Annotated in this window: 26 protein-coding genes, 1 tRNA gene and 1 riboswitch; of the genes, 14 read left to right on the forward strand and 13 right to left on the reverse strand. The window is 57.4% G+C overall.

Annotated features, from left to right (window positions below):
* The first annotated feature begins 315 nt into the window (after positions 1-315).
* The 4 genes from OGM61_09000 (at position 316) to OGM61_09015 (ending at position 4,361) form a co-directional block, all read left to right on the forward strand.
* Positions 316-1,458, forward strand: coding sequence for a glycosyltransferase (locus OGM61_09000; protein UYI83987.1), 1,143 nt, complete (start codon positions 316-318; stop codon positions 1,456-1,458).
* Positions 1,455-2,258, forward strand: coding sequence for a 1-acyl-sn-glycerol-3-phosphate acyltransferase (locus OGM61_09005; protein ID UYI83988.1), 804 nt, complete (start codon positions 1,455-1,457; stop codon positions 2,256-2,258). The genes OGM61_09000 and OGM61_09005 overlap by 4 nt, the downstream gene beginning before the upstream one ends.
* Positions 2,259-2,291: 33 nt before the next feature.
* Positions 2,292-2,858 (forward strand): TetR/AcrR family transcriptional regulator, encoded by a 567-nt coding sequence (locus OGM61_09010; protein ID UYI83989.1) that lies wholly within the window; start codon positions 2,292-2,294, stop codon positions 2,856-2,858.
* A gap of 63 nt (positions 2,859-2,921) precedes the next feature.
* Entirely contained in the window at positions 2,922-4,361 is a 1,440-nt protein-coding gene (locus OGM61_09015) for an aminoacyl-histidine dipeptidase (protein ID UYI83990.1), read from the forward strand.
* A 59-nt stretch (positions 4,362-4,420) separates the two neighbouring features.
* Here the strand turns inward: OGM61_09015 and OGM61_09020 are convergent, their stop codons facing one another.
* On the reverse strand, positions 4,421-5,812 hold the full coding sequence (locus tag OGM61_09020; GenBank protein UYI83991.1) for an alanine:cation symporter family protein: 1,392 nt from the start codon (positions 5,810-5,812) through the stop codon (positions 4,421-4,423).
* 104 nt (positions 5,813-5,916) lie between these two features.
* Positions 5,917-6,007: riboswitch (glycine riboswitch) on the reverse strand.
* Between the two features lie 113 nt (positions 6,008-6,120).
* Entirely contained in the window at positions 6,121-6,852 is a 732-nt protein-coding gene (locus OGM61_09025) for a 16S rRNA (uracil(1498)-N(3))-methyltransferase (GenBank protein ID UYI83992.1), read from the reverse strand.
* A 95-nt stretch (positions 6,853-6,947) separates the two neighbouring features.
* Here OGM61_09025 and OGM61_09030 point away from each other — a divergent pair, with 95 nt between their 5' ends.
* Entirely contained in the window at positions 6,948-7,436 is a 489-nt protein-coding gene (locus OGM61_09030) for a hypothetical protein (GenBank protein ID UYI83993.1), read from the forward strand.
* Between the two features lie 114 nt (positions 7,437-7,550).
* Positions 7,551-7,643, forward strand: a tRNA-Ser gene (locus OGM61_09035).
* 308 nt (positions 7,644-7,951) lie between these two features.
* On the opposite strand, the gene OGM61_09040 is transcribed toward OGM61_09035, so the two are convergent.
* The 8 genes from OGM61_09040 to OGM61_09075 are packed head-to-tail and all read right to left on the reverse strand — an operon-like array spanning position 7,952 to position 15,082.
* Positions 7,952-9,421: a hypothetical protein gene (locus tag OGM61_09040; GenBank protein ID UYI83994.1), complete on the reverse strand. Its 1,470-nt coding sequence runs from the start codon at positions 9,419-9,421 to the stop codon at positions 7,952-7,954.
* Entirely contained in the window at positions 9,411-9,746 is a 336-nt protein-coding gene (locus tag OGM61_09045; protein UYI83995.1) for a DUF262 domain-containing protein, read from the reverse strand. The genes OGM61_09040 and OGM61_09045 overlap by 11 nt, the downstream gene beginning before the upstream one ends.
* 3 nt (positions 9,747-9,749) lie before the next feature.
* The gene (locus OGM61_09050) at positions 9,750-10,028 is read right to left on the reverse strand and encodes a hypothetical protein (protein ID UYI83996.1); all 279 of its coding nucleotides are present in this window, start codon (positions 10,026-10,028) and stop codon (positions 9,750-9,752) included.
* Between the two features lie 22 nt (positions 10,029-10,050).
* Positions 10,051-10,752 carry a response regulator transcription factor gene (locus OGM61_09055; GenBank protein UYI83997.1) on the reverse strand — a complete coding sequence of 234 codons (702 nt, stop codon included), beginning with the start codon at positions 10,750-10,752 and terminating at the stop codon, positions 10,051-10,053.
* A complete protein-coding gene (locus OGM61_09060) occupies positions 10,745-12,727 on the reverse strand; it encodes a DUF4118 domain-containing protein (GenBank protein UYI83998.1) in 1,983 nt (660 codons plus the stop codon). Before OGM61_09060 ends, OGM61_09055 begins: the two co-directional genes overlap by 8 nt.
* 51 nt (positions 12,728-12,778) lie before the next feature.
* Positions 12,779-13,063 (reverse strand): hypothetical protein, encoded by a 285-nt coding sequence (locus OGM61_09065; protein ID UYI83999.1) that lies wholly within the window; start codon positions 13,061-13,063, stop codon positions 12,779-12,781.
* Between the two features lie 17 nt (positions 13,064-13,080).
* On the reverse strand, positions 13,081-13,728 hold the full coding sequence (locus OGM61_09070) for a TrkA family potassium uptake protein (GenBank protein UYI84000.1): 648 nt from the start codon (positions 13,726-13,728) through the stop codon (positions 13,081-13,083).
* A 13-nt stretch (positions 13,729-13,741) separates the two neighbouring features.
* Positions 13,742-15,082 (reverse strand): Trk family potassium uptake protein, encoded by a 1,341-nt coding sequence (locus tag OGM61_09075; GenBank protein UYI84001.1) that lies wholly within the window; start codon positions 15,080-15,082, stop codon positions 13,742-13,744.
* A 585-nt stretch (positions 15,083-15,667) separates the two neighbouring features.
* On the opposite strand from OGM61_09075, the gene OGM61_09080 reads away from it, so the two are divergent.
* From OGM61_09080 to OGM61_09115, 8 genes are all read left to right on the forward strand, one after another.
* On the forward strand, positions 15,668-16,348 hold the full coding sequence (locus OGM61_09080; GenBank protein ID UYI84002.1) for a hypothetical protein: 681 nt from the start codon (positions 15,668-15,670) through the stop codon (positions 16,346-16,348).
* 252 nt (positions 16,349-16,600) lie between these two features.
* A complete protein-coding gene (locus tag OGM61_09085) occupies positions 16,601-17,299 on the forward strand; it encodes a class I SAM-dependent methyltransferase (protein UYI84003.1) in 699 nt (232 codons plus the stop codon).
* Complete coding sequence (gene tenA / locus OGM61_09090; protein UYI84004.1) at positions 17,296-17,979, forward strand: thiaminase II; 684 nt, start codon at positions 17,296-17,298, stop codon at positions 17,977-17,979. The genes OGM61_09085 and tenA overlap by 4 nt, the downstream gene beginning before the upstream one ends.
* 42 nt (positions 17,980-18,021) lie before the next feature.
* Positions 18,022-18,948: a site-specific DNA-methyltransferase gene (locus OGM61_09095; GenBank protein UYI84005.1), complete on the forward strand. Its 927-nt coding sequence runs from the start codon at positions 18,022-18,024 to the stop codon at positions 18,946-18,948.
* Between the two features lie 141 nt (positions 18,949-19,089).
* Positions 19,090-20,073, forward strand: a complete 984-nt coding sequence (locus OGM61_09100) for a DMT family transporter (GenBank protein ID UYI84006.1) — start codon at positions 19,090-19,092, stop codon at positions 20,071-20,073.
* Positions 20,074-20,214: 141 nt separating this feature from the next.
* Positions 20,215-20,592, forward strand: a complete 378-nt coding sequence (locus OGM61_09105) for a GntR family transcriptional regulator (protein ID UYI84007.1) — start codon at positions 20,215-20,217, stop codon at positions 20,590-20,592.
* A 1-nt stretch (position 20,593) separates the two neighbouring features.
* Positions 20,594-21,289, forward strand: coding sequence for an ABC transporter ATP-binding protein (locus tag OGM61_09110; protein UYI84008.1), 696 nt, complete (start codon positions 20,594-20,596; stop codon positions 21,287-21,289).
* The gene (locus OGM61_09115) at positions 21,283-22,089 is read left to right on the forward strand and encodes a hypothetical protein (GenBank protein ID UYI84009.1); all 807 of its coding nucleotides are present in this window, start codon (positions 21,283-21,285) and stop codon (positions 22,087-22,089) included. Before OGM61_09110 ends, OGM61_09115 begins: the two co-directional genes overlap by 7 nt.
* Positions 22,090-22,159: 70 nt before the next feature.
* Here OGM61_09115 and upp read toward each other — a convergent pair whose 3' ends face one another.
* From upp to tsaE, 3 genes are read right to left on the reverse strand one after another with little or no spacing between them, the layout of a single operon-like run.
* Positions 22,160-22,789, reverse strand: coding sequence for a uracil phosphoribosyltransferase (upp, locus tag OGM61_09120; protein ID UYI84010.1), 630 nt, complete (start codon positions 22,787-22,789; stop codon positions 22,160-22,162).
* Between the two features lie 29 nt (positions 22,790-22,818).
* Positions 22,819-23,529 carry a tRNA (adenosine(37)-N6)-threonylcarbamoyltransferase complex dimerization subunit type 1 TsaB gene (tsaB, locus tag OGM61_09125; GenBank protein UYI84011.1) on the reverse strand — a complete coding sequence of 237 codons (711 nt, stop codon included), beginning with the start codon at positions 23,527-23,529 and terminating at the stop codon, positions 22,819-22,821.
* Positions 23,523-23,954, reverse strand: coding sequence for a tRNA (adenosine(37)-N6)-threonylcarbamoyltransferase complex ATPase subunit type 1 TsaE (gene tsaE, locus OGM61_09130; GenBank protein ID UYI84012.1), 432 nt, complete (start codon positions 23,952-23,954; stop codon positions 23,523-23,525). Before tsaE ends, tsaB begins: the two co-directional genes overlap by 7 nt.
* Positions 23,955-24,012: the final 58 nt, after the last annotated feature.

Consider the following 24,012-nt stretch of genomic DNA (forward strand, 5'->3'; position numbering starts at 1 on the left):
ATTTGCTCTCCTAAAACAAAAAATATGAACACATGGGTACAAATAATATACACGATTCGAAAACGTAATTCAAGAGGGCGCAGGGGCGTTTTACGATCATCGCAAAAAATCCGTCACATTTTCAGGAAAATGAGAGGTTTTCTCACGTGAGAAAGTATGATATGATATTGTGAGATTTGTTTGAATTCTTGAATGAATGGATCTTTATCCTCTATTTTTCATGCGGCTCTCATTTTTTCCGGTTACAATGAGCAATGTCGCATCATGCGGCGGGACGCTCCTGCCAATTCAAAAAACAAGGAATGATACGACAACATGACGATCACGATTGTCTGTGATATTCTGGGCGAAGAAAACAATGGCACCACGATCGCCTGCATGAACCTCATCCGCTTCCTGCGCGCGCAGGGGCACACGGTGCGCGTGGTCTGCGCCGATCAGGACAAGGCCGGCAACGAGTGCTTTTACGTCGTGCCGGAGCTGAACCTCTACCTGCTCAACCCGATCGTGGAGCGCAACGGCGTGACGCTGCCGCGCCCGGACCGCTCCCTGCTCGAGGATGCGATCCGCGACTGCGACGTCGTGCACACGACGTTCGTGCTGCAGCTGTCGCACACGGCGGTGAAGATCGCCAAGGCGTACAACAAGCCCATCACCTCCAGCTTCCACTGCCAGGCCGAGAACGTCACGGCGCACTTTCTGTGCAAGGATCTCGATGCGATCAACCGCGGCGTCTACCGCGCCTGCTACCAGATGGTGTATCAGTATTCGGACATCATCCATTACCCGACGCAGTTCATCCGCGACACGTTTGAGGCCGTCGTCGGCCCGACGAACGGCCGCGTGATCTCCAACGGCGTCAACAGCATGTTCACGCCCGGCCCGGCCAAGCGCCCGGCGGGACTGGAAGGCAAGTTCCTCATCGTCTCGACCGGCCGCCTGTCGAGCGAAAAGAATCAGGAGATCCTCATCAAGGCCATCGGCCGCTCGGCCCACCGCGAGCAGATCCACCTGATCCTCGCCGGTGAAGGGCCGCGTGAAGAGCATTACCGTCATCTGGCCGAAAAATACGGCGTCGACATGGAGATCGCGTTTTTCTCACGGCAGGACCTGCTGAATCTGCTGCGCTGCGCCGACCTCTACTGTCACCCCGCCGAGGTGGAGATCGAGTCCATCGCCTGTCTGGAGGCCATCGCCTGCGGGCTGGTGCCGGTCATCGCCAACTCCCCGAAGAGTGCGGCCAAGGCATTCGCGCTCGACGAGAAATCTCTATTTAAAAATAAGGACTCCGAGGATATGGCCGCCAAGATCGACTACTGGGTCGAGCACCCGGCCGAGCGCGCGGACTACAGCCGGAAATATCTCGAGAGCGGCACGCAGTTTGAACAGCAGAGCTGCATGCGCCAGATGGAGCAGATGCTCTTTGACGCCGTCGCCCTGCGCGGTGAGCCGACATGAGCCGCAAGACCATCTATTATCACGACCCGCTGCACGACGACTTCGCGCCGACGAACGGGCACATCCGGCCGAAGCCGATCGGCGCCGACTTTCCTTATGAGCACCCCAGCCCGGTCTGGCAGGCGCTCGCGTTCGTCGTCTACCGGCTGATCATGACGCCGTTTCTGTTTTTGTACTGCAAGCTCGTTTTCGACCTGCGGATCGAAAACCGCAAAGTGCTGCGTGAGCTGCCCGGCGGCTATTTTCTCTACGGCAACCACACGAACACGCTGGCGGATGCCTTCATCCCGACGCTGCTGGCGTTCCCGCGCCGCGCAAACATCGTCACCGCGGCGGACACAGTCTCCATTCCGGGCGTGCGCAACATCGTGCAGATGCTCGGGGCCGTCCCGCTGGCCGACACGATCGACGGCACGCGGCAGTTTCTGGCCGCGATCCACCGGCGGCTCGAGCGCCGCCAGGCCGTCATGATCTACCCGGAGGCGCACATCTGGCCATATTATAATGGTATCCGCCCGTTCCCGGACACAGCGTTTGCCTATCCGGTGCGCGAGCAGGTGCCCGCCGTCGGCGTGGTGGTCGTCTACCGGCAGCGGAAGCTGCTGCGGTTTCTGCCGCCGTGCATCACCGTCGTTGTCGGCGAGCCGGTCTACCCGGACGCATCCCTGCCGCCGCGCAGCGCCCGCCGGGCCCTGCATCAAAAAGTCTATACATTCATGTGCGATACTGTCGCCCGGCGGCACAGCTATGCGCACATCGAATATCTCCCCGCACAGGACACACAACCGGCCGCGCAATGACCGCGCCGCACGACCAGAAAGGTGGGATCCCGCTTGGCACATTTGACTGAAGCCGCCATCCAGGATGCGTTCCTGAAGCTGCTGTCCGAGCAGCCGTTTGACAAGATCACCGTAACGCAGCTCGTGGAAGAATGCCAGATCACACGCCGGACGTTTTATTATCATTACTCCGACCTGTATGAGCTGCTCGATACCATCCTGCGCCGCGAGACCGAGCGCGCGCTCGATGAATTTGAGACGACCGGCAGTTGGGAAGAGTGCATGATCACCGCCTCCCGCTTCGCGCGTGAGCACAAGCGCGCCGTGTACCACATCTACACCTCCTCGCACCGTCTGGAGCTGGAAAAGCATGTGGACCGCATTTCCGGGGAAATGATGCACAGCTATGTGGAGGCGCAGGCCCACGGCCTGCGCGTGAGCGAGGCGGACAAAAAGCTCGTGTGCGACCTCTACCGCTTCGGCATCACGGACATTTTCTACGAATGGCTCGAAAACGGGATGAAAGAGGATCTCGAGGCGCAGATCCGCCGCCTGAGCCTGCTGTTCACCGGCAACATCCGCGCCTCCCTGTCCCGGGTGCAGATCCCGGCCGAATCGTAACCATCCCCGGCGGGCACAGCAGCGTGTCCGCCGGGTCCATTTCACCAACAAAGGAGATTTGTCATGCCGATTCTCGATCATCTGGAGCCGCGCGCTGTCTTTTCCTGTTTTGAGCAGCTGTGCGCCATCCCACACGGCTCCGGCAACACGAAAGCCATCAGCGATTACCTTGTTCGCTTCGCAGCCGAACATCAGCTGCGCTGCATTCAGGACGCGCACAACAATGTCATCATCTTCGCACCCGGCACGCCGGGGTACGAGACCGCCGCCCCGGTCATCCTGCAGGGGCACATGGACATGGTCTGCGAGACTGCGCCGGACTGCACGAAGGACATGGCCCGCGAGGGGCTCGACCTCTTCGTGGACGGCGATACGATCGGCGCACGCGGCACAACGCTCGGCGGGGACGACGGCATCGCCGTGGCCATGGCGCTGGCGATCCTGGCTGCGGACGACATCCCCCATCCCCCGCTCGAGGTCGTCATCACCGTCGATGAGGAGACCGGCATGCTCGGCGCGGCCGCACTGGACGCCTCCGTGCTGAAGGGGCGCACGATGCTCAACCTCGACTCCGAGGACGAGGGCGTGCTCACCGTCAGCTGCGCCGGCGGCAACGTGTCCGTGTGCACGCTGCCGGTCACGCGCGCGCCGTTTTCCGGCACAGCGCTGACCGTGACGGTCGGCGGTCTGCTCGGCGGCCACTCGGGCGCAGAGATCGACAAGGGTCGCGGCAACGCAAACCTCCTCATGGGCCGCGTGCTGTACGCCGTCGGCGCGCGCACGCCGCTGCGGCTCGTCTCCGTCGCCGGCGGCCTGAAGGATAACGCCATTCCGCGCGAGAGCCGGGCCGTCATCGCCGTGGACGATGCAGCCGCCGCGCAGGCGGCGATCGCGGACATGGACGCCGCGCTCCGGCACGAATACGCGGCCGCCGACCCGGATGTGTCCGTGCGCGTTGACGCAGCCCAGGCGCAGCAGCCGCCGATGGACGAGGCGTCCACGCAGCGCGCCGTGTGCATGCTCTGCTGCCTGCCGAACGGCATTCAGGCCATGAGCCGGGACATTCCGGGTCTCGTGCAGACGTCGCTGAATCTCGGCATCCTGACGACGGATGCGGACACCGTGCAGGCGTCGTTCTGCGTGCGCAGCAGCGTGTCCACGCAAAAGGAGATGCTCGTCGCGCGCCTGCGCTGCCTGATGGCGCAGCTCGGCGGCACGGTGGCCGTCTCGGGCGACTACCCCGCGTGGGAATACCGCAAGGACTCGCCTCTGCGCGAGCGCATGGTCGCGGTCTTCCGCGAACAGTACGGCCGCGATCCGAAGGTGGAAGCCATCCACGCCGGCGTCGAGTGCGGACTGTTTGCCGGGAAGCTGCCGGGGCTCGACTGCGTGTCCTTCGGCCCGGACCTGACGGAGATCCACACCTGCCGCGAGCGGATGCACATTGCCTCCGTGCAGCGCGTCTGGCGCTACACGCTCGAGGTGCTGCGCCGCTGCAAATAAGCGAACATGCAAAAACCGCCCTGCACCGATCGGTGCAGGGCGGTTTTTCTGTTGGGATGTTACTTGCGCAGTTCGTGCTCGTCGCTGCGCTTGCGTGCGGCCACGGCCACGATGCCGGACAGCGCGACGAGTGCGATCATGTTCGGCAGCACCATGAGCTGGTTGAACATATCCGTCAGTTCCCAGACCAGATCATTGGACAGGCAGGAACCGAGGAAGATGAAGATAATAGCGATGATGGAGTAGGCAAGGTTTGCCTTCTTGCCGAAGAGATAATTGACATTGATGCGGCCGAAGAGGTTCCAGCCGACGATCGTCGAGAACGCGAAAAACAGCAGGCAGATAGCCACGAACGCATTGCCGAGCGTATCACCGAACACGCTCGAGAACGCGAGCTGCGCCATGTTCGTCTTGGAGATGCCGTCGACCGCGCCGTGGGCCAGCGGGCCGTTGCCGGCGTAGAGCGTGGAGATGACGACGAGCGCCGTCATGGTCAGGACGACGAACGTGTCGATGAACACGCCGATCATTGCGACCGTGCCCTGCTCGTGCGGGCTCTTGACGTTGGCCAGCGCATGCGCGTGCGGCGTGGAGCCCATACCGGCCTCGTTCGAGAACAGGCCGCGCTTGGCGCCCTGGCTGATGGCCGTCTTGAGCGCATAGCCAATGCCGCCGCCGATGATGGACTGCGGCACGAAGGCGTACTTGAAGATCATGCCGAAGGTCTCCGGCACGTAGCGGATGCGGGCAAAGAGCACGATCAGGCCGCCGACCAGATACAGGCAGGCCATGACCGGCACGATCTTCTCCGTGACGGAGGCGATGCGCTGCACGCCGCCGATGAAGATGAACGCCGCGATGGCGGAAACGATCAGGCCCATGACCCAGCTCGGGATGTGGAACGCGTTCTGGCACGCCTCGCCGATGGAGTTGGACTGCACCATGGAGCCCATGAAGCCGAGCGCCAGAATGATCGCGACCGCGAAGAAACCGGCCAGGAACTTGCCGAAGCCGTTCGGGAACGCGCGCTTGATGTAGTACACCGGGCCGCCGAGGACCGTGCCGTCCGACTCGACCACACGCGTCTCCTGCGCGAGCACCGCCTCGGCATAGATCGTCGCCATGCCGAAAAACGCGATGATCCACATCCAGAAGATCGCGCCGGGGCCGCCGATGAGGATCGCGCCGCAGGCGCCGACGATGTTGCCGGTGCCGACCTGCGCCGCGACGGCCGTCGCCAGTGCCTGGAACGAGCTCATGCCGGATTTGTGCTTCTCGCCGTTGAGACTGAACTCGCCGAAGAAGCGCCGCCAGCCCTCGCCGAAGCAGCGCACCTGCACGAACCGCGTGCGGATGGTGAAATACAGACCCGCGCCGAGCAGCAGGATGATCAGCACATAGTCTGACAGGTACATGTTGATGGTCTGCACGGTTTTGAGTAAGGTATCCATGTTGTTTCTCCCTCTGCATTGAATTTTTGCAAAGCAAAAAGCTGCCGGTCGTTTTGACCAGCAGCTCCAGAGAACAAACAGCGCTTGAACGCCCGCACACATCGGGCACTCGCTCTGTCCTTTTGCCTGAGAGATTCGGCTTTCGCCTTGCACCTTCGGCACCCGCTTGGCGCGGGATTCTCCAGAGTTCCTCCGCCTCCAGTCTCAGCCGAGCCGATCCTTGAGGTTTCGACGGATATTTATTTGATTGCGTCGAGTATTATTACATACACACGCAGGGCTTGTCAAGCCCCAACTTCAAAAAAAGTTTACAAATTGCCGGTGCCGTACATCAGCGCCGTGAGCGCGACGACCGGAGCCGTCTCGCACCGCAGGATGCGCTCGCCCATGGAGCAGATGTGCATACCGAGCTTGCGGGCCATGTCGGCCTCGAACTCGGCAAAGCCGCCCTCCGGCCCCGTGATGATGGCCGCCGATGCGATCGGGGACGCCGTGTGCTCGATCGCGTCGCGGATCGTCTCGCGCTCGCCGGTCTCGTACATGAACAGCGGCAGATCGGTGTGCAGCGCGTCGTTGAGCACAGCGACGAAGTCCGCCTCATAGCGCACCTGCGGGATGATGCCGCGGCCGGACTGCTTGGCCGCCTCCTCAGCGATGCGCTGCCAGCGCTCGAGCTTCTTTTCCATATTGACGGCCTTGGCCACGCAGCGCGTGCAGGAGAAAAACACGATCTCGGACGCGCCCGCCTCCGTGCACTTCTGCACGAGAAAGTCGCTGCGCTCCCCCTTCGGCAGGCCGGCAAACACCGTCGAGCGCACAGTGGGCTCTGCCTTGCACGGCACGACCTCGATGACCTCGGCCTCGGCCTCGTGCTCCAGCGTCTGTACCAGGCGGCACTTATAGTCGCGCCCCGCGCCGTCGCAGATGACAATGTCGTCGCCCGCGCGCAGACGCAGCACGCGGATATGGTCGGCGTCGCGGCCGCGGATGATCGCCCGGCCATTCGGGAAATTCGTACCTGCTATGAAAAATCGAGCCATAATGGTCGCCTCCGATGCCTGATCTCTGCCGTGATTATGGCACACTTTGCACGTTTTTGCAAGCCGGGCCATAGCATGATGTGGGGGTATGGACGATGCAGGATTCCGTTTTTCTTGACAACCGCACATTTCAGCGCGTCTGGCAGCGTGTAGCGGGCAGCATGGACGCGCCCGTGACCACGCCGCCGGAAGCCGACACGCTGACCGATCTGCTCGCCGAGTGCATCCGCGCCAAGGCGGCCGGGGCTGCGTTTTACACAGCGCTCTCGCAGCGCATCCGCACCGGGCGGCAGCAGCTGCTCGGCATCGCGGCGCAGGAGCGGGCACACCAAAAAGAACTGCAGGTGGAGTACTTCCTGCGAACGGGCGAGCGCTGCGTCCCGCCCGCCGCCTGTCCGCGTCTGGGCACGGCCGCGCAGGATCTGCGCTGCGTCTATACGCAGGAGCTTAAGCTGGCGGAGCGGCTCGACGCGGCGGCGAACACCGCGCCGTCCCCGCTGCGCGAAACACTGAGCGCCATGGCGCAGCAGGACCGCTGCCACGCCCAAGCCGTGCGAAACCTGCTCGCCTGTCTGCTGGGCTGAGACAAATCCGCACAAAAAATGCGTTTCTTTCAAAATGGTACTTGACTTTATGACAAATCTTGATTATAATATGCAAGCTGACAACTTAAAATGTAAGCAACCCGAACAGAACGTGGAGAAGTCGCGTAGCCTGGTCGAGCGCGCACGATTGGAAATCGTGTATACCCCACAAGGGTATCGAGGGTTCGAATCCCTCCTTCTCCGCCAAATAAGAACCGTAATTTTGATACAAAGCGTATCGGGGTTACGGTTCTTACTTTTTGGCAAAAACGGCGTGTTTGCGGCACTTTTGCACCCAGCGGCCCCAAAAGAAAACCCGGCCAGGTTGTTTTCATGGTCGGGTTTTTGCCTTTGCGTGGGCTTCGTGGTCCTCGTAATCGTTGAAAGAGCGTAAATCGTTGAATTACAAGGGCAATCGTTGTTTTAGTGGGGTATTCGTTGAATTACAGAGATAATCGTTGATTTACAGCATTCCCTATTGATAAAAGGTGTGGGAATTTATAATGTGGTCTCGCTCAAGTCGCTGCCTTTTTCAGAATCTCAAAGGCTGCCTTGATTTTTGCCGCCATCAATTTCCTGCGCTCAATCAGGAAGTCCTCGTAGGCCATATTTTCCCAACCGTGAGGCAGAGCGTTCTCCTCTTCCATAACACGGATCTGCTCGTCAGACAATCCGGCGCAGACAATCGGATAATACACAGACGGAGCATCATCCAGGATGTCCATGTTGTCCTTCCAGTCAATGAATGCGTAGTTTGCCATCTGGTTAATCTTCGCATCAGAGTATCCTTGGGACTTCAAGTAAGCCTTTGGGAAAAGATGATGCTTTTCCAGAGACTTGCGGTTACCGTCTGTTCCGGGCTCGAACAGCTTTGACACAAGCAGATTGCTCTTGGAGAAGAGGATTTTTGCGTTCATAATGTTCAGCGATGCCACATAGGCATTCCATGCATTATTACCTCGTCCCGAAACAGCCAAGCCCTCCGAACCAACCAGGGTGATGTCAAAGTAGTCATTCGTCAAACGCTCGTTTACTCTGGACAGGATGAACTCCTTGTACTCATCCAGAGTTTTGAGGCTTTTGATGGTATTCAGATGGTTTTCCACCGTAGACTCAAAGGAGCCCGTGTACAGCGAAATGAGCGAAGCATAGAAGAACCACAGCGAGGTAAGGTGCATATTCTCATTATACGATGCATTGAAGCGGTGCTTCGCAATCAAATACAAGGCATAGGTGTAGAATATTGCGTTGCCAGACAGAATCAAATCCCCGGACAAATATCCTGCGTTCATGATGGCTTTGATAAACTCATGCCAGCTGTGTACATCGAGGACATCCGGTAGTTTCTCCTTGAGAGTATTGAAACGCTGAACACGAAGATTATCATCCACGGCACCCTTTTTATCAAAGTCGGCACCTCTGAGCAGTTTATAGCCATACTTCAAACGGGCTCTGTCAAATGCATATGCCATAACAACGCGGATGACATCCTGCGCTGACACGGTGGTCAGCTGATTGTAAGAGGTCGTTTTACCTTTTGCCGGAGCGGTGGAATCCTTGCTGAATTGCTCAATCTCACGACGTCCATCATCCCAATACAAGGACAACAAGATGAGGATGAAGTCGTTCTGTTTCAGAGAAACACCACCAGAGTTTACACGGACGAATATTTCAGAGACATCCTCTTCCTCTGCGGTGGACTTTATGTCGAACACAGGAAGCGTATGGCTTTTCAGATTGACCACACTGTTGATGCGATCCGCAATTAAGCCCTGTTCTTCATCTGTAAGCTCGGACCCTTTGGTGGATCTATAGTCACCCAGTTTCTTGATGAAATCACCGATGAACTTAAAGGTGTTCGTGGAAGTGAACAGGTCACTAATATTATAAATCCATTCTGGGGCGTTCTTCGTGGCTTGGTAACCAACCTCAAATTTGTTTTGCAGCGGGCAATAGGAGATAACAATACTCTTCTCATCTCTCATCGAACTTTGAGTTGATAACCTTCTTGCCCTTCATAACGGCATAGAGCGAAGTCAAACGCTGCTGACCGTCAATGATGACTTCCTTGGGTGAGTCGTAGCTGTGGGCATCGACACCGATGGATTTTTTCTTATCAAGAGACGGACACTCCCACAGCATAAGGTAGCCAATGGGGTAGCCTCTCATCATGGAATCGAATAAGTCACGCACCTTTGAATCTTTCCAGATGAAGGGGCGCTGTAATTCCGGCAGTCCGAGTTCGCCTGTGTCGATCTTTTCTATAAGCTGATTGACCGTCAGCGTTGTATTACTGAATATTTCCGGCATGGATTACTCTCCCTTCATTTTCAGGAATCCCTGCTTGAAAGCATCCGGGAAGATGAATGTCTTTTCGCCAATACCAAAGGTGACACGGATGTGTTTCTGCGCTTTGTCAATCTTGGTGACCGCACCTTCTCCGAATGCTTTGTGCAGAACAATGGAGCCATCCTTAACATCGGGTGCGACAAACTCCTCTTGCTTGGCTGCCATTTTCGCTGCAGCAGAGGCAGCAGGCTTGACACCATACTGCGCGGTAACGGAGGGTTTTTCAACAGCATGATGATTCATAGATTTTTTGAAAGCCTCCCTGCTATTCGACGCGGAGCATCCGATAGCCGATTCCGATGTGCGTTTGTATGTATTGCGGCCCGTCTTTTCCGCGTTCCAGCTTTTTGCGCAGGGTCGCCATGAACACCCGCAGAGAAGCAATATCGTTTTCCCAACTGCTGCCCCAAATCTGCTGTGTGATGTAGGTGTGGGTCAGAACCTTGCCCACATTTTTTGAGAGCAGACACAACAGCTTGTATTCGATGGGCGTCAAGTGCAGTTCTGCACCGTCAAGATATGCGCAACCTGCCGCATAGTCGATTTTCAGCGCACCGTTCGTAAAAATCGGAGATTCCTGCGCTGCGTCTGTTTTCATCAGCGACAGTCTCCGCTGCGTCACTCGCAGCCGCGCCAGCAGTTCATCCACGGAAAAGGGCTTGGTGAGATAATCGTCCGCCCCGGCATCCAGCGCCACGATTTTATCAGAATCCTCTGTTCTGGCGCTGATCACAATGATCGGCATATTTGACCACGAACGAATTTTTCGGATGATCTCCACGCCGTCCATATCTGGCAGTCCCAAATCAAGCAGCACAATGTCCGGGTTGTGAGACAGCGCCTCCATCACGGCGCTTGCGCCGTTTTGCGCAGAAAGATACCTGTATTCATGGGTTTTCAGCGTTGTTGTGATCAGATTGCGCACCGGCGTATCATCTTCTACAACGAGGACAAGCGGCTTATTCATTTAAGTTCACCTCACTGAGCGGTACTGTAAAGGAAAAGATGCAGCCATGCGGCGAATTTTCTTTCAATGTCATTTCGCCATTATGGGCATGAATGATGGCTTGGCAGAGCGTAAGCCCAAGCCCAAGACTTCGGCGGCTGTCGCCAATCGGATTGCCCCCGGTAAAAAACATTTCAAAAACACGTTCCTTCAGTTCATCTGGAATACCGGGACCGTTATCGCTGACGCATATTTCAGCCATATTGTCTCGCGGGATTGCCGTGATCCGGATGTTCGAGCCAGCCGGAGTATATTTGACTGCATTGTTCACCAAGTTGATAAGCACCTGCATGATGAGTCCTGCATCTACCCGCACCAGCAGCGGCTCATCTCCGCAATCTACTGTAATGTGATGCTCCACCGACCTTCGGTCAATATGTCGGAGCGATTCCGATACGATATCGTCCACGACCTGATCAGAAAGGTGCAGTTTTACGCTGCCGTCCGCAATTTTTGTAATGGAAAGCAAGTTCTCAACCAGTCCCGTCAGCCATTGCGCATCGTCATAAATGTCCGTAAAAATCTGTTTCCGCGTTTGTTCATCCAGCACGTTATAGCTGTGCAGCAGCGTATCCGCGTTGCCGGAAATGGAGGTCAGCGGGGTCCTAAGGTCATGGGAAATTGAACGCAGAAGGTTTGCACGAAGCTGTTCGTTCTTTGCAAGGACGGCGGCTTTTTCCTTTTCTTCGGCGTTGCGTAGGCTTTCCAGCGCCAGAGCGCACTCGCCGAGAATGGAAAACAGCACGCTGGATGTAAATGCGTCAGGCTGCGTTTGCTTCTCCATCGGAATCCCGACAACGCCGAAAACCCGCTGCCCGGTACGAATGGCAAGATACAGCCGTTTTGCCTTTGGAAAGTTTTGCGTCGTTGCGCCAGCACGCTTTCGGTTTTGCCAGACCCATTGAATCACGTTCTGTTCCTGATCAGTATCCGGAATGCAATATGGGCTGCTTCCGTCTGCCGGATAAACATTCCCATCCAGCAGCGCATCGCCTTGTGCCGGATAAATCAAAACGTCCCGCTGCATGAGCTTCTGTATCTGCGTCGCGGTCATCTGATAGACCTCATCCGGTGTTTCCGCCTTTTGAAGCTGCCTGTTCATATCAAAAAGGAGTTTTGTCCGATAGGCATCCCGCGCGGATAGCTGCGCATGGGCTTTGAGCTTTGCGGCAAGCGTACCGGTCAAAAGCGCCGCTGCAAACATGACGGCAAAGGTTATTGGGTATTTGCTGCCATAGGCTGCCAAAGACAGCCGGGGTTCCGTTAGAAAATAATTGAACAGGATGACACTCAAAAAAGCGGACAGCACACCGCAGGTATATCCGCTGGTAAAAGCGGAAGTCAGAAGCACCCCCAGCAGGTAAACCATAATGATATTGGCATTTGCAAAGCCGAGCCGCAGAAAGACCCATCCGATGACCGTCGCAGCTGCCAGAATCCCGATGGTCAGAAGCAGTTCCCATGCGGTCGGAAACGCCGGACGGATGGGAAGCAGCCGTTTCCTGCGGTAGCTCTTATAGGCTTCCACATCCGGAATGATATGAATGTCCACCTCTGGTGCAAGCGTAATGAGCCGTTCTGTCAGCGTCGGTTCACTCCAAAAATGCCGCCGCTGTACGCCACTTCGCCCAATCACAATTTTGGTCACATCAGAGAGACGCACATATTCCGCGATCTGTGTTGCCACATCTTCACCATGCGTTGTGACGATCTCTGCGCCAAGCTGCTGAGCCAGACGCATATTCACCTGCAAGCGAACGGTATCTTCCGCATTCATATCAGCGTCTTCGGGTGTCTGCACGTAAAGCGCGGTAAGGCTGCCACTAAATGCCTGTGCCATTTTCCCTGCCATTCGTACAATGCGTTCATTGGATGGAGACGAGGACAGGCACACAAGAATATGCTCTTTTGGCAGTTTGCTTCCTTTGTTCTGCACATTTTCACCACCCCTCTTAAATGATATTATAGCACCAAAATGTGATGGTTTCTACTGCGCCCAACCGGATTCGTTGTTTGGAAATAAAATTTGCTCTGAATCATAGATCACGATTTCTACATGGGCATGACTGCTGCGAAACCGGGAAAGCGTTTCCTCAAGTTCGTCAGGAGAAATATTTCCGACCAGATGCACGCACGGCTCAGGCTGCTGTTGTTCGGGCGCTTCCTCGATTCGCTTCTGATTTTCATCCAGAAAGCGATCCAGCCGCTTCATCAAAAACCAGCTGAGCAGGAACATTAACGCTGTCCCAGCGATCAAAACGACATCTTCCACATACCCTCACCGTCCGTTCAGATTCGGAAACACTTTTGCAGCGCTTTGTATTCGCCCAACGCTAAAATCGTCATTTCCCCGGACAGCACCGTATCCGGTGTAATTGATACGTCGGTTTTTCCCGAATGCTTGATGCCAAGAATGTTGATTCCAAACTTGCTGCGGATATTCAGTTCGCCAATGCTTTTCCCGACCCAGCCTTCTGGTACTTCCACCTCAAAAATGGCGTGCTGCTCGTCGAACTCTATGTAGTCGAAGATATGGTCGGCAGTGTATCGGATCGCTGCCCATTTTGCCACCTGTTTTTCCGGGTAGACTACATGGTCTGCACCGTTGCGAAGCAGAAACTTTGCCTGCACATCACGCTCGGCACGCGATACCACGCGCTTTGCACCCAGCTCCTTCAGCAGCGAGGTGGTTTCCAGCGAGTTCTGAAAATTACCGCTGATGGTCACGATGCAGACGTCAAAATTTCCGATGCCAAGAGAGCGAAGAAACTCCGCGTTTGTACTGTCGCCAATTTGTGCGTTGGTGACATATGGTAGCACATCACTGATTCGCTCCTCGTTTGTATCGACTGCCATGACCTGATGCCCCAGCTGATAAAGCTGTACTGCGATATGCCGTCCGAAGCGGCCTGTGCCAATCAATAGAATGTTTTTCATGTGAAAAGGCTCCTTATCCAATTGTAATTTTTTCCTGCGGCAGCCTTGCATTCCCCGCTTTTTTGCTGGAAAGTGCCGCATAAATGAGGGTAAGACCGCCGACTCTGCCCAGATACATGAGCAAGATCAGCACCATTTGCGATGGAATGCGCAGCTGCGGTGTAATACCAAGTGTCAATCCCACAGTCCCGACCGCCGATGCCGTTTCATACAGGCAGGCAGACAGCGGAAGATGCTCGTATGCGCTGATAAAGACCGCACCGCCAAAGAACAGCACCAGATACATCGTCAGAATGGTCGCGGCGGTTTTGACAGCGCTGCAATCGACTCTGCGTCCGAAAAATTGGGCACTATCGCGCTGGCGGAAGGTCGCAGTGGCATTGGCAATCAAGACCGCCAGCGTCGTTGTTTTCATGCCGCCTGCTGTAGAACCCGGAGAACCGCCGATGAGCATCAAAAGGATCATCACGCCCTGCGACGCACCGGACATCGCGGATAGATTTACCGTGTTGAAGCCCGCTGTCCTCGGCGTGACGGACTGAAAAAAGGATGCCAGCAGCCGGTTTCCGGAGGGAAGCGCGGAAAAGTCTGAAAAGAAGAAAAACACAGCAGGCAGAAAAATCAAAAGACCTGTCGTGACGAGAATCACCTTGCTCTGCATTCGGTAGCGATGAAACCGCCACTTGTTTTCAAAGATATCATCCCACGTCAGAAATCCAATGCCGCCAATCACGATCAACAGCATAATCGTGATATTGATTACCGGGCTGTCCGCGTAGCCGGTAAGAGATGGATAGCGGTTGCTTTCTGTCCCAAGAATATCAAACCCGGCGTTGCAAAAAGCAGATATGGAATGAAATATCGCCATCCAGACGCCGCGCCCTCCATAGTCACGGCAGAACACCGGCAGCACGGCAAGCGCCCCCAGCAGCTCAATCAGAAACGTCCCTCGCAGGATGAAGCGTGTCAGGCGGACGATTCCGCCGACCTTTGGTGCTGAAATTGCATCCTGCATGGTGCTGCGCTGCATCAGAGAGATTCTTCGCCCGGACAACAGTGCAAACGACGCTGCTACGGTTACGACACCAAGACCACCAATTTGGATCAGCGCCAGAATAACCGCCTGCCCAAAGGTTGACCAGTAGCTGCCTGTATCCTGCACCACAAGCCCTGTCACGCAGACGGCAGAGGTCGCTGTAAACAGCGTTTCATTGAATGGAGTTACATTCCCTCCAGTCGTGGAGATCGGCAGCATCAGCAGCAGTGCTCCGAGCAGAATGACCGCGGCAAAACCTAATATGATAATTTGAAAAGACGAAAGGCGGCGCTTTCGACGAATGATCTCTTCCGGCATAAAGGCAGCTCCTTATTTCTGTGATGGTTATATTATACAGCCGGAGATTTTAAGAGCGGATAAGGGACATTTGCGACGTATTAAGATTGAATAAAGATGAGGAGATTGCTTGTCCATTTTTTGTGTCTGGCTTTGCCAACTGCCCAAGTCAGGCCGTAGTAGTGGTGAAGAGAGGGTAAGACGGTTTATTTCAATCGTTTTTTGCAGAACTGGCCAAAAAGCGCTTTTGAAATTGTAGTAAGGTTAGGGAGAAAGAAAAACACTCTGGTCGAATGTTGCTAATGGTAACGCCAATGTTGCCGTTGGCATGTCGCAATCCCATCGCTGCCGCGATACCGTAAAAGCAGAAAGAGTTGCAGCGACGAACGGCGGGCGACGGCGGCTTGTTCACAAAATGTTTACAAATTCGCGCCCTGCTTTTTGCTGAAAAAATGTCCGTTGTAAAGTGAAAGGAGGTTTGAAGCAGCAGAGAGCAAGATTCTACCGAGGTGCCAGTTTTCGCATGCCATTTCTTGCGGATTCCCCATTTGATGCTATAATGAATGAAATAATCGAGAATTTGCGCATCGAAAAAGGAGCGTTCGCATGAGAAGATTTTGGAGCTTTTATCAAAACGAGTCTTATCAGGTGGGCTGCAGCGGCAGAACGGTTTATATATATGATAAAGCAGGAAATGAGCTTGCGAAATTCCGCGATATTCCCTATGCGTATACAGCCGCTTTTATGCCGGGAAAGAATATCATCGCCGTGAAGTCCACAGAAGGGCGCCTGGGGTTTTATGATCTGGACTCCCTCTGTCTGCTAAAACGGATCACGATCACCAGGATTGGCGCACAGGATGAAGGATTTTGCTTTTCGCCCGACGGTAGCTTTTTTTACAATATCGAGAAGCCCATCACTTCTTTAAGAACTCAGCTTGGGGTTTATGAGACAAACACCTTTACAAAAGTAAGCACACTGTTTGCTGAAGATGTGCGAACCGTACTAAGACATCTGGAGTTTGACGAGAAAACCGGCACGTGCTATCTGTTGGGCTATGTGCGTAATGATATGGGGGTGCGTGATCGTGACTTCATTGCGATTTTTAATACAGAGAGCCAGACCCTTCAAGACATCCATTTCATCAGCCAAAAGCAATATGATTATCTGGCAATATACAAACATTGGGAATTGAGCGGGTTCACAGAAAAAACTCTCGAATGGTGTTTCTGTGACCTTGATGAAAAGTTAAGCCTAAAAGAGGTATATGAAGCGGCTGGCAGCTGATTCCCCTCCCGGAGAGGAACGAGAATTCCGCTTCCATCGTTGTGAAACTGTGAATGGAAGTGAGCCTTCGCAGCCACCGGCAGGCATCCGAAGATGCCTGCCGGTGTTCTTTTGCGCTTCCCTTTTAGATGCCGACATTGCGGGATTGCAGGCAAAACACTTGTATGCTATAATGAAAAAACCGTTGATTTTTGTCCGCGCGGCGCGTCCGCCGGCTACGGCAAACGAAATGATACTTAGAAAGGACCTTTGATGATGAAACCGAAATTTGACGGCTATGCGGCGCAGTATGATGCCTGGTTTATGGAAAACGACAACCTGTTTCAGAGCGAGCTGCGCCTGTTTCAGACCGCACTCGGCGACATTGCCGGCAAGCGCGTGCTCTCCGTCGGCTGCGGCAGCGGCCTGTTCGAGAGCATGATCGACTGCAGCGGCATCGAGGGCATCGAGCCCTCGCACGACATGGGCGCGATCGCGCAAAAGCGCGGCGTGAACGTGATCGCGTTCGGCGCGATTGAGGACGCCGAGCTGGAGGAAAATGCCTACGACGTGATCTACCTCAACGGCAGCTCCAGCTATATGGAGGATCTGACGCGCGCATTTGGTGTCTGCAAAAAGGCGCTCAAGCCGAACGGTAAGTTTATTTCCCTGGACGTGCCCAAGGAGAGCGCGTTCGGCTTCATGTATCTGCTGGCAAAGGAGGCCGGCACGTTCGACCACCCGTCGCTCAGCGGCGTTATGCCCAAGCTGCCGTACCCACTCGAGCTGTGCTGCGCGGGCGTGTGGCACTCCACCGAGGAGAAGATCGACGCGCTCAAGGCACTCGGCTTCCACGATTTTGACTTTTATCAGACGCTGCTGCGCAACCCCATGTACACCAACGAGGTCGTGGAGGACGTCGTGCCCGGCTACCAGAGCGGCGGCTATGTCGCCATCATTGCGCACAAATGAGCGGGCATAACGGCACAAAGCTCTCGCAGCGGCTCCATGCGTGTGTGCAGGACATCTGGCCGCGGTACCTCTCCCACCCGTTCGTGATGCAGATGGCCGACGGCACGCTGCCGATGGAAAAATTCCGCTACTATATGCTGCAGGACTATCTCTACCTCAAGGACTACGTGAAGATCTTCGCGGCCATCATCCAGAAGGCCGATGATTTCGAGCAGATCCGCTTTCTGAGCGGAGAGTTGGCGAACACGATCGGCGAGACATTCCGCACGCATCTGCCGTACATGCAGCGCCTCGGCGTCACGGAAGACGAGATCCGCCGCGCGCGCCCGCACATCGACAACAGCGCCTACAGCCACTATATGCTCTGCGAGGCGCAGGCCGGGGACGTGCTGACCGGACTCGTGACGCTCTTAAACTGCTCATGGAGCTATGCCTACATCGCGCAGGAGATGGCGGCGCGCTATCCGGACGCGCTTCAAAACGAACACTACGGCGCGTGGTTCGCGGGCTACGTTTCGGAGGAGTACCGCCAGACGAATCAGGCGCTCATCGACCGGATCGACGCGCTCGGCGCGGACATCGACGAGCAGACAACACAGCATCTGTGCGAGATCTTCCAAACGTGCTGCCTGTTTGACCTGCGCTTCTGGGACATGGTCTACGCCATGGGAGAGACCTGATGCGCCCGCAAAACAGCCGCTTTTCCCTTGCGAGGTGACACCATGAAAGCCGAACGCAACAAGACCATAGACTTTCTGCCGGAGGACGCGCCGGAGTATCTCGCGCGCTGCCTGCGCGTGACGGAGGACGTGCCGCTCGACGCCGTGTGCGGCCGCACCATCTGCGGCGACACGTTTCAGGTCGCGCCGCACCTGCCGCGCGGCTTTGCAGACCTCCTGATCGTCGACCCGCCGTACAACCTAACCAAGGACTTTTCCGGCGGCGGCTTCCGGCGCACGACGGACGCAAACTACGCCGCCTTTACGCGCGCATGGATCGAGCTGCTGCTGCCGCTGCTCAAGCCGGACGCCTCGGTCTACGTCTGCTGCGACTGGCGCTCGAGCCCGGTCATCGGCATGACGCTCAAGGACTATTTCCGGCTGCAGAACCGCATCACCTGGCAGCGGGAAAAGGGCCGCGGCGCGCAGCGCAACTGGAAAAACGGCATGGAGGACATCTGGTTCGCCACCCGCACGGACGATTACACGTTCCATGTCGACGCCGTGAAGGTGCGCCGCCGCGTGCGCGCGCCCTACCGCGCCGACGGCCGGCCGAAGGACTGGGAGGAGACACCGGACGGCAAATTCCGCAACACGTGCCCGTCAAACTTCTGGGACGATATCTCCGTGCCCTACTGGTCCATGCCGGAAAACACCGCCCACCCGACGCAAAAGCCCGAAAAGCTGCTGGCCAAGCTCATCCTCGCAAGCTCCGACCCCGGCGGCATCGTGCTCGACCCCTTCGCCGGCTCCGGCTCTACGGCCGTGACGGCGAAGAAGCTCGGCCGCCGCTTCGTCGCCATCGAGCGCAGCGAGCAGTACTGCGCCTGGGCCGAAAAGCGGCTGGAGCTGGCGGAGACAAACCCCGCCATCCAGGGCTACGCCGACGGCGTGTTCTGGGAGCGCAACGCCGGCCGCCTGCCGCGCTGAGCGAACTGCATATGCCCCGGCGCCCGGCTGACACCGGGCGCCGGTTTTGCTTGTTGGAAATTTGACGTTTCTTGACAAGCGTCCAAAACAGTGTTACAACGGAAACCGCTTGTGCAAGTACGAAACAAAGAAGGCGCAGATATGAAACGAGGCTATCTGTACATTGCGGTCACGACGCTGCTGTTTTCCAGCATGGAGGTCGCGCTGAAGCTGATCTCCGGACAGTTCAACCCTATCCAGCTCAATTTCAGCCGGTTTCTCGTCGGCGGGCTGGTGCTCATTCCTTTCGCCGTGCGCGAACTGAAAAAGCGCGGCCGGAAGCTTGACGGCAAAGCGCTCGGCTCGTTTGCCCTGCTGGGCCTGATGGGCATCGCGGTAAGTATGTCGCTGTATCAGCTATCCGTCACGCGCATCCAGGCTTCGGTCGTCGGCGTGCTGTTTTCCAGCAACCCCGTGTTCGTGACGCTGTTCGCCTTCCTGCTCCTGCACGAGACGATCTCGAAAAACCAGATTGCGGGCCTCGTGCTGGACGTGGCAGGCATCGTGCTCATCATCCAGCCGTGGCACCTGCGGCTCGATGCGCTCGGTGTGGTGTACGTCCTGCTGGCGACGCTGCTGTTCGCGCTCTACGGCGTGTGCGGCAAGCGCCAGTGCGCGCGCTTCGGCGGCATCGTCGTGACGTGCTTCAGCTTTCTGTTCGGCGCGGCCGAGATGATCGCGATCGCAGGTTTGACACACATTCCGGCCCTCTCTGCCGGCCTGACGGCCGCCGGTCTGGACACGTTTGCGAGCATCCCCTTCTTCACCGGCTACACGCTGACCAACCTCCCGATCGTGCTCTTCATCTACATCGGCGTGACCGGCATCGGCTTCACCTGCTACTTCCTGTCGATGGAGGTCACGAGTGCGCAGACAACGTCGCTCGTGTTCTTCTTCAAGCCCGCGCTCGCGCCGCTGCTGGCGTTTCTGGTGCTGCACGAGGCAATCCCGGGCAATATGCTCGCCGGTATCGCGTGCATCCTCTGCGGCAGTCTGGTGTCCATCCTCCCCGGCCTGCTCGCACAGCGAAGGGCCGCTGCGCTTCCGTTCGCGGAAGACACGGTCAAGGAAGAAATCAAAATCTGAATCTGCAATCTTTGCGCCCGCAGCGATCGCTGCGGGCGGTTTTTGTTTTTTTGCAAAATTGGGCTTGACATCCCGCACACATTGTGCTATTGTCTTAATCACTTAATACAGCGATACACAATTTCGACAGGAGGCGGCATCATGAACTGGAACATCCGCAACGACGCGCCTGTCTACACGCAGCTCGTGGACCAGATCGCCCGCGCGATCATTCTCGGGCAGTTTCCGCCCGGGAGCAAGCTGCCGTCGGTGCGCGACTTCGCGTCCGACGCCGGCGTGAATCCGAACACGATGCAGCGCGCGCTCGCCGAGCTCGAGCGTCTGGAGCTGATCCGGACGCAGCGCACGGCCGGCCGCACCGTGACAGAGGATCTGGCGCGCATCGACCGGGAAAAGCGGCGGCTGGCGCAGGCCGGCATCGACGCATTCTGGCAGGCGCTGGCGCAGCTCGGCTATGACCGGGCGCAGGCGCTCGAGCTGCTGCAGCAGAATCTGCGGCAGGCAAAGGAGGAAATGTAACATGGCAATTCTCGAATGCAAGGGTCTGTGCAAGAGCTACGGCGCGGAGCCGGCGCTCGACCGCGTGGACCTCTCGGTCGAGCCGGGACACATCGTCGGCCTGCTCGGCCCGAACGGCAGCGGCAAGAGCACGCTCATCAAGCTGGCCAACGGCCTGCTCACGCCGGACGCCGGGGAAATTCTCATCGACGGCAAGTCGCCGTGCAGGGAAACGAAGAAGATCGTGTCCTATCTGCCGGAGCGCACCTATTTTGCCGACTGGATGACGGCGCTGCAGCTGCTGGCGTTCTTCGGCGATTTTTACGATGATTTTGACCGCGGCGCGGCCGTGCAGATGATGCAGCGGCTCGGCATCCAGCCCAAGCAGCAGATCAAGCAGATGTCGAAGGGCACGCGCGAAAAGGTGCAGCTCATCCTCGTCATGAGCCGTAAGGCGAAGCTCTACCTGCTCGACGAGCCGATCGGCGGCGTCGACCCTGCGACGCGCGATTTCATTCTCAACACCATTATCAGCAACTACAACCCCGAGGCCGCCGTCGTCATCTCCACGCACCTGATCGCGGACGTGGAGAACATCCTCGACGACGTGGCGTTTCTCAACCGCGGCCATCTGCTGCTGCAGTCGTCGGCCGACGAGCTGCGCGCCAGGGAGGGCAAATCGGTGGACGCTGTGTTTCGGGAGGTATTCAGATGCTAGGAAAACTCTTAAAGCAGGATTTTCGCGCGACAGCGCGCATCATGCTGCCGCTGTATGCGGCCGTGCCGGTGCTCGGCCTGTTCACGAACCTGATCACCCGCCTGTGTGAAAACCAGAACGGCTTTCTGATCCGCGCCATCGGCGCGCTCGTGTCGTTCGTGTTTTCACTCTCACTCATCGCCGCCGTCGTGACGACGGTCGTGCTCATGATCCTGCGGTTTTACCGCAACCTGATGACGGACGAGGGCTACCTGATGTTCACGCTGCCGGTCTCGACGACGGAGCTGATCTTCTCGAAGCTGATCGTCTCGATCGTGTGGTTTCTCGGCACGTTCGCGGTCGACGCGCTCGGCCTGCTGCTGTCCGGCACGATCGGCGGCTACGAGGATATCGTCCGGTTTCGGTTTGCCTTTACCTTCGGCGCACCGTACAGCATGCCGACGATCACGCAGGCGCAGGCCGGCTGGCTCACCGTCGGCGTGGTCGTGCTGGTGGTTTTGTGCGGCCTTGCCCTGTGCCTGATGACCTACGCCGCCATGGCGATCGGTCAGAGTTTCAAGAAAAACAAGGGGCTCATGTCCGTCGTGTTCTTCTTTGTGCTCTGGATCGGCACGCGCCTCGTACTGGCGCTGATCTTCGGCGCGTTCTACGGGTCGGCCAGCGCGGCCGTCAACACGATGACCGTGTTGCAGGCGCTCTGGACCGTGCTCGGCTGCGCGTGTGTGGGCGCGCTGGCGTTTTGCGTGGGCTATTTCTTCCTCACGCACGGCATGCTGCGCAAGCACCTGAACCTGCAGTAACAAAGCGAAAAAACACCCGGTATTGGCGAGCCAATACCGGGTGTTTGCTTTACGGATCAACAGGAGAGAATTACTTGGTGCCGAAGATGCGGTCGCCCGCGTCGCCCAGACCGGGGACGATGTAGCCGTGCTCGTTGAGATGATCGTCGAGCGCTGCGACGTAGATGTCCACATCCGGATGCTCCTTCTGCATCACAGCCACGCCCTCAGGGGCGCCGATGATGCACATGAGCTTGATGTGCTTGCAGCCGACTTCCTTCATGAACTGCACCGCGGCGGACGCGCTGCCGCCGGTGGCGAGCATCGGATCGACGATGATGACGTCGCGCTCGGAAATGTCGGGCGGCATCTTGAAGTAATACTTCACGGGCTCAAGCGTCTGCGGGTCGCGGAACAGGCCGATGTGGCCGACCTTGACGTTCGGCATCAGGGTGACCATGCCGTCGACCATGCCGAGACCGGCGCGGAGGATCGGCACGATGGCCAGCTTCTTGCCGGCGATGTGCTTGCAGTGCGCCGTGGCGACCGGGGTCTCCACGTCGATCTCCTCGAGCGGGAGGTCGCGCGTGGCCTCAAAGCACATCAGCATGGCGATCTCGGAAATCAGCTCGCGGAATTCCTTGACGCTGGTGTTCTTGTCGCGCAGGATCGAGAGCTTGTGCTGGATCAGCGGGTGGTCAAAAACGTGAACTTTACTCATCTCGTCGTCTCCTTTGTTGATTCAATTTTTCATTCTTGCGCCGCCTGAGCAGCCAGCCGTGCCTGGCGTTCCCGCTCGGCCTGCGACAGGCGCAGATAGACCGGGAGCAGTTCCTCCGCCGGGGCCGGCGTCTGCCCGAAGGCGGCCATGGCCACGCCCCACGCGCTCTGGCTGACCAGATTGCCCGGCGCCAGCACCGCAGGGATGCCCATGTCCAAACATGTATTATAACACAACTGTGCGCCGTCGCCAACCAGAAAAGCGGATTTCTGCATTTTTCCCAGTTCTTCGCCCAGCTCCGCGAGCGAAATCGCACGGTCTTCACAAAGACGCACCGGTTTTCCGCCCCGGATCTCGAACAGGGCATTGTAGATCTGGCTGCGGCGGGCATCCATGGCCGCGCACACGAGCGCGCCCTCCCCCGCCGCGAGACCGTGATACGCCATGGCCTCAAGCGTGGACACGCCGATGGCGGGCTTCTGCGCGCCCCAGGCGAGCCCCTTGGCCGTGGACACGCCGATGCGCACGCCGGTGAACGAGCCCGGCCCGCGCGCGACGGCGATGGCGTCGACGTCCGCAAGCCTGGTATCGGTATTTTTCAGCATCTGCTCCGCCATCGGCAGCAGCGTGCAGCTGTGCGTCAGGCCGCTGCACTGCTGGCTCTGGGCAATGAGCACTCCATCGCGGCACAGGGCGACCGACGCCGCCTTGGCCGAGGACTCCAGTGCGAGGATCAGCATGATGTCCCGCTCCCTTCCGTGATCGTGATGCGCCGGGTCGTCGGGCCGAGTTTTTCAAACCGGACCACGACCTCGTCGCCGTAAAAAGCGTCCTCCACGTTCTCGCTCCACTCGACGGCGCAGACGGAACCGCGGTTGACATAATCCTCCCAGCCAATGTCGAACAGCTCGTCGGCACTGCCGAGACGGTACATATCAAAATGGATCAGCTCGCGGGGCCCTTCATATTCGTTCACGATCGTGAACGTCGGGCTCGAGACGCGGCACGTCAGCCCCATGCCGCGGGCCATGCCGCGCACAAAGGCGGTCTTTCCGCTGCCGAGCTCGCCGTACATGGCCACGACCTTGCCGTCCGGCAGGGCGCGCGCAAAGTCCGCGCCGGCCTGTTCGGTCTCCGCTTCGCTGTGGGTCAGATATTCCTGCATGATATCCCTCCGATTCTGAAGAAGTATTATAGCACGGTTTCGGCCGTTGCGTAAAGTC

It is taken from the genome of Clostridiales bacterium (assembly GCA_025757645.1).
Lineage (GTDB): Bacteria > Bacillota > Clostridia > Oscillospirales > Oscillospiraceae > CAG-103.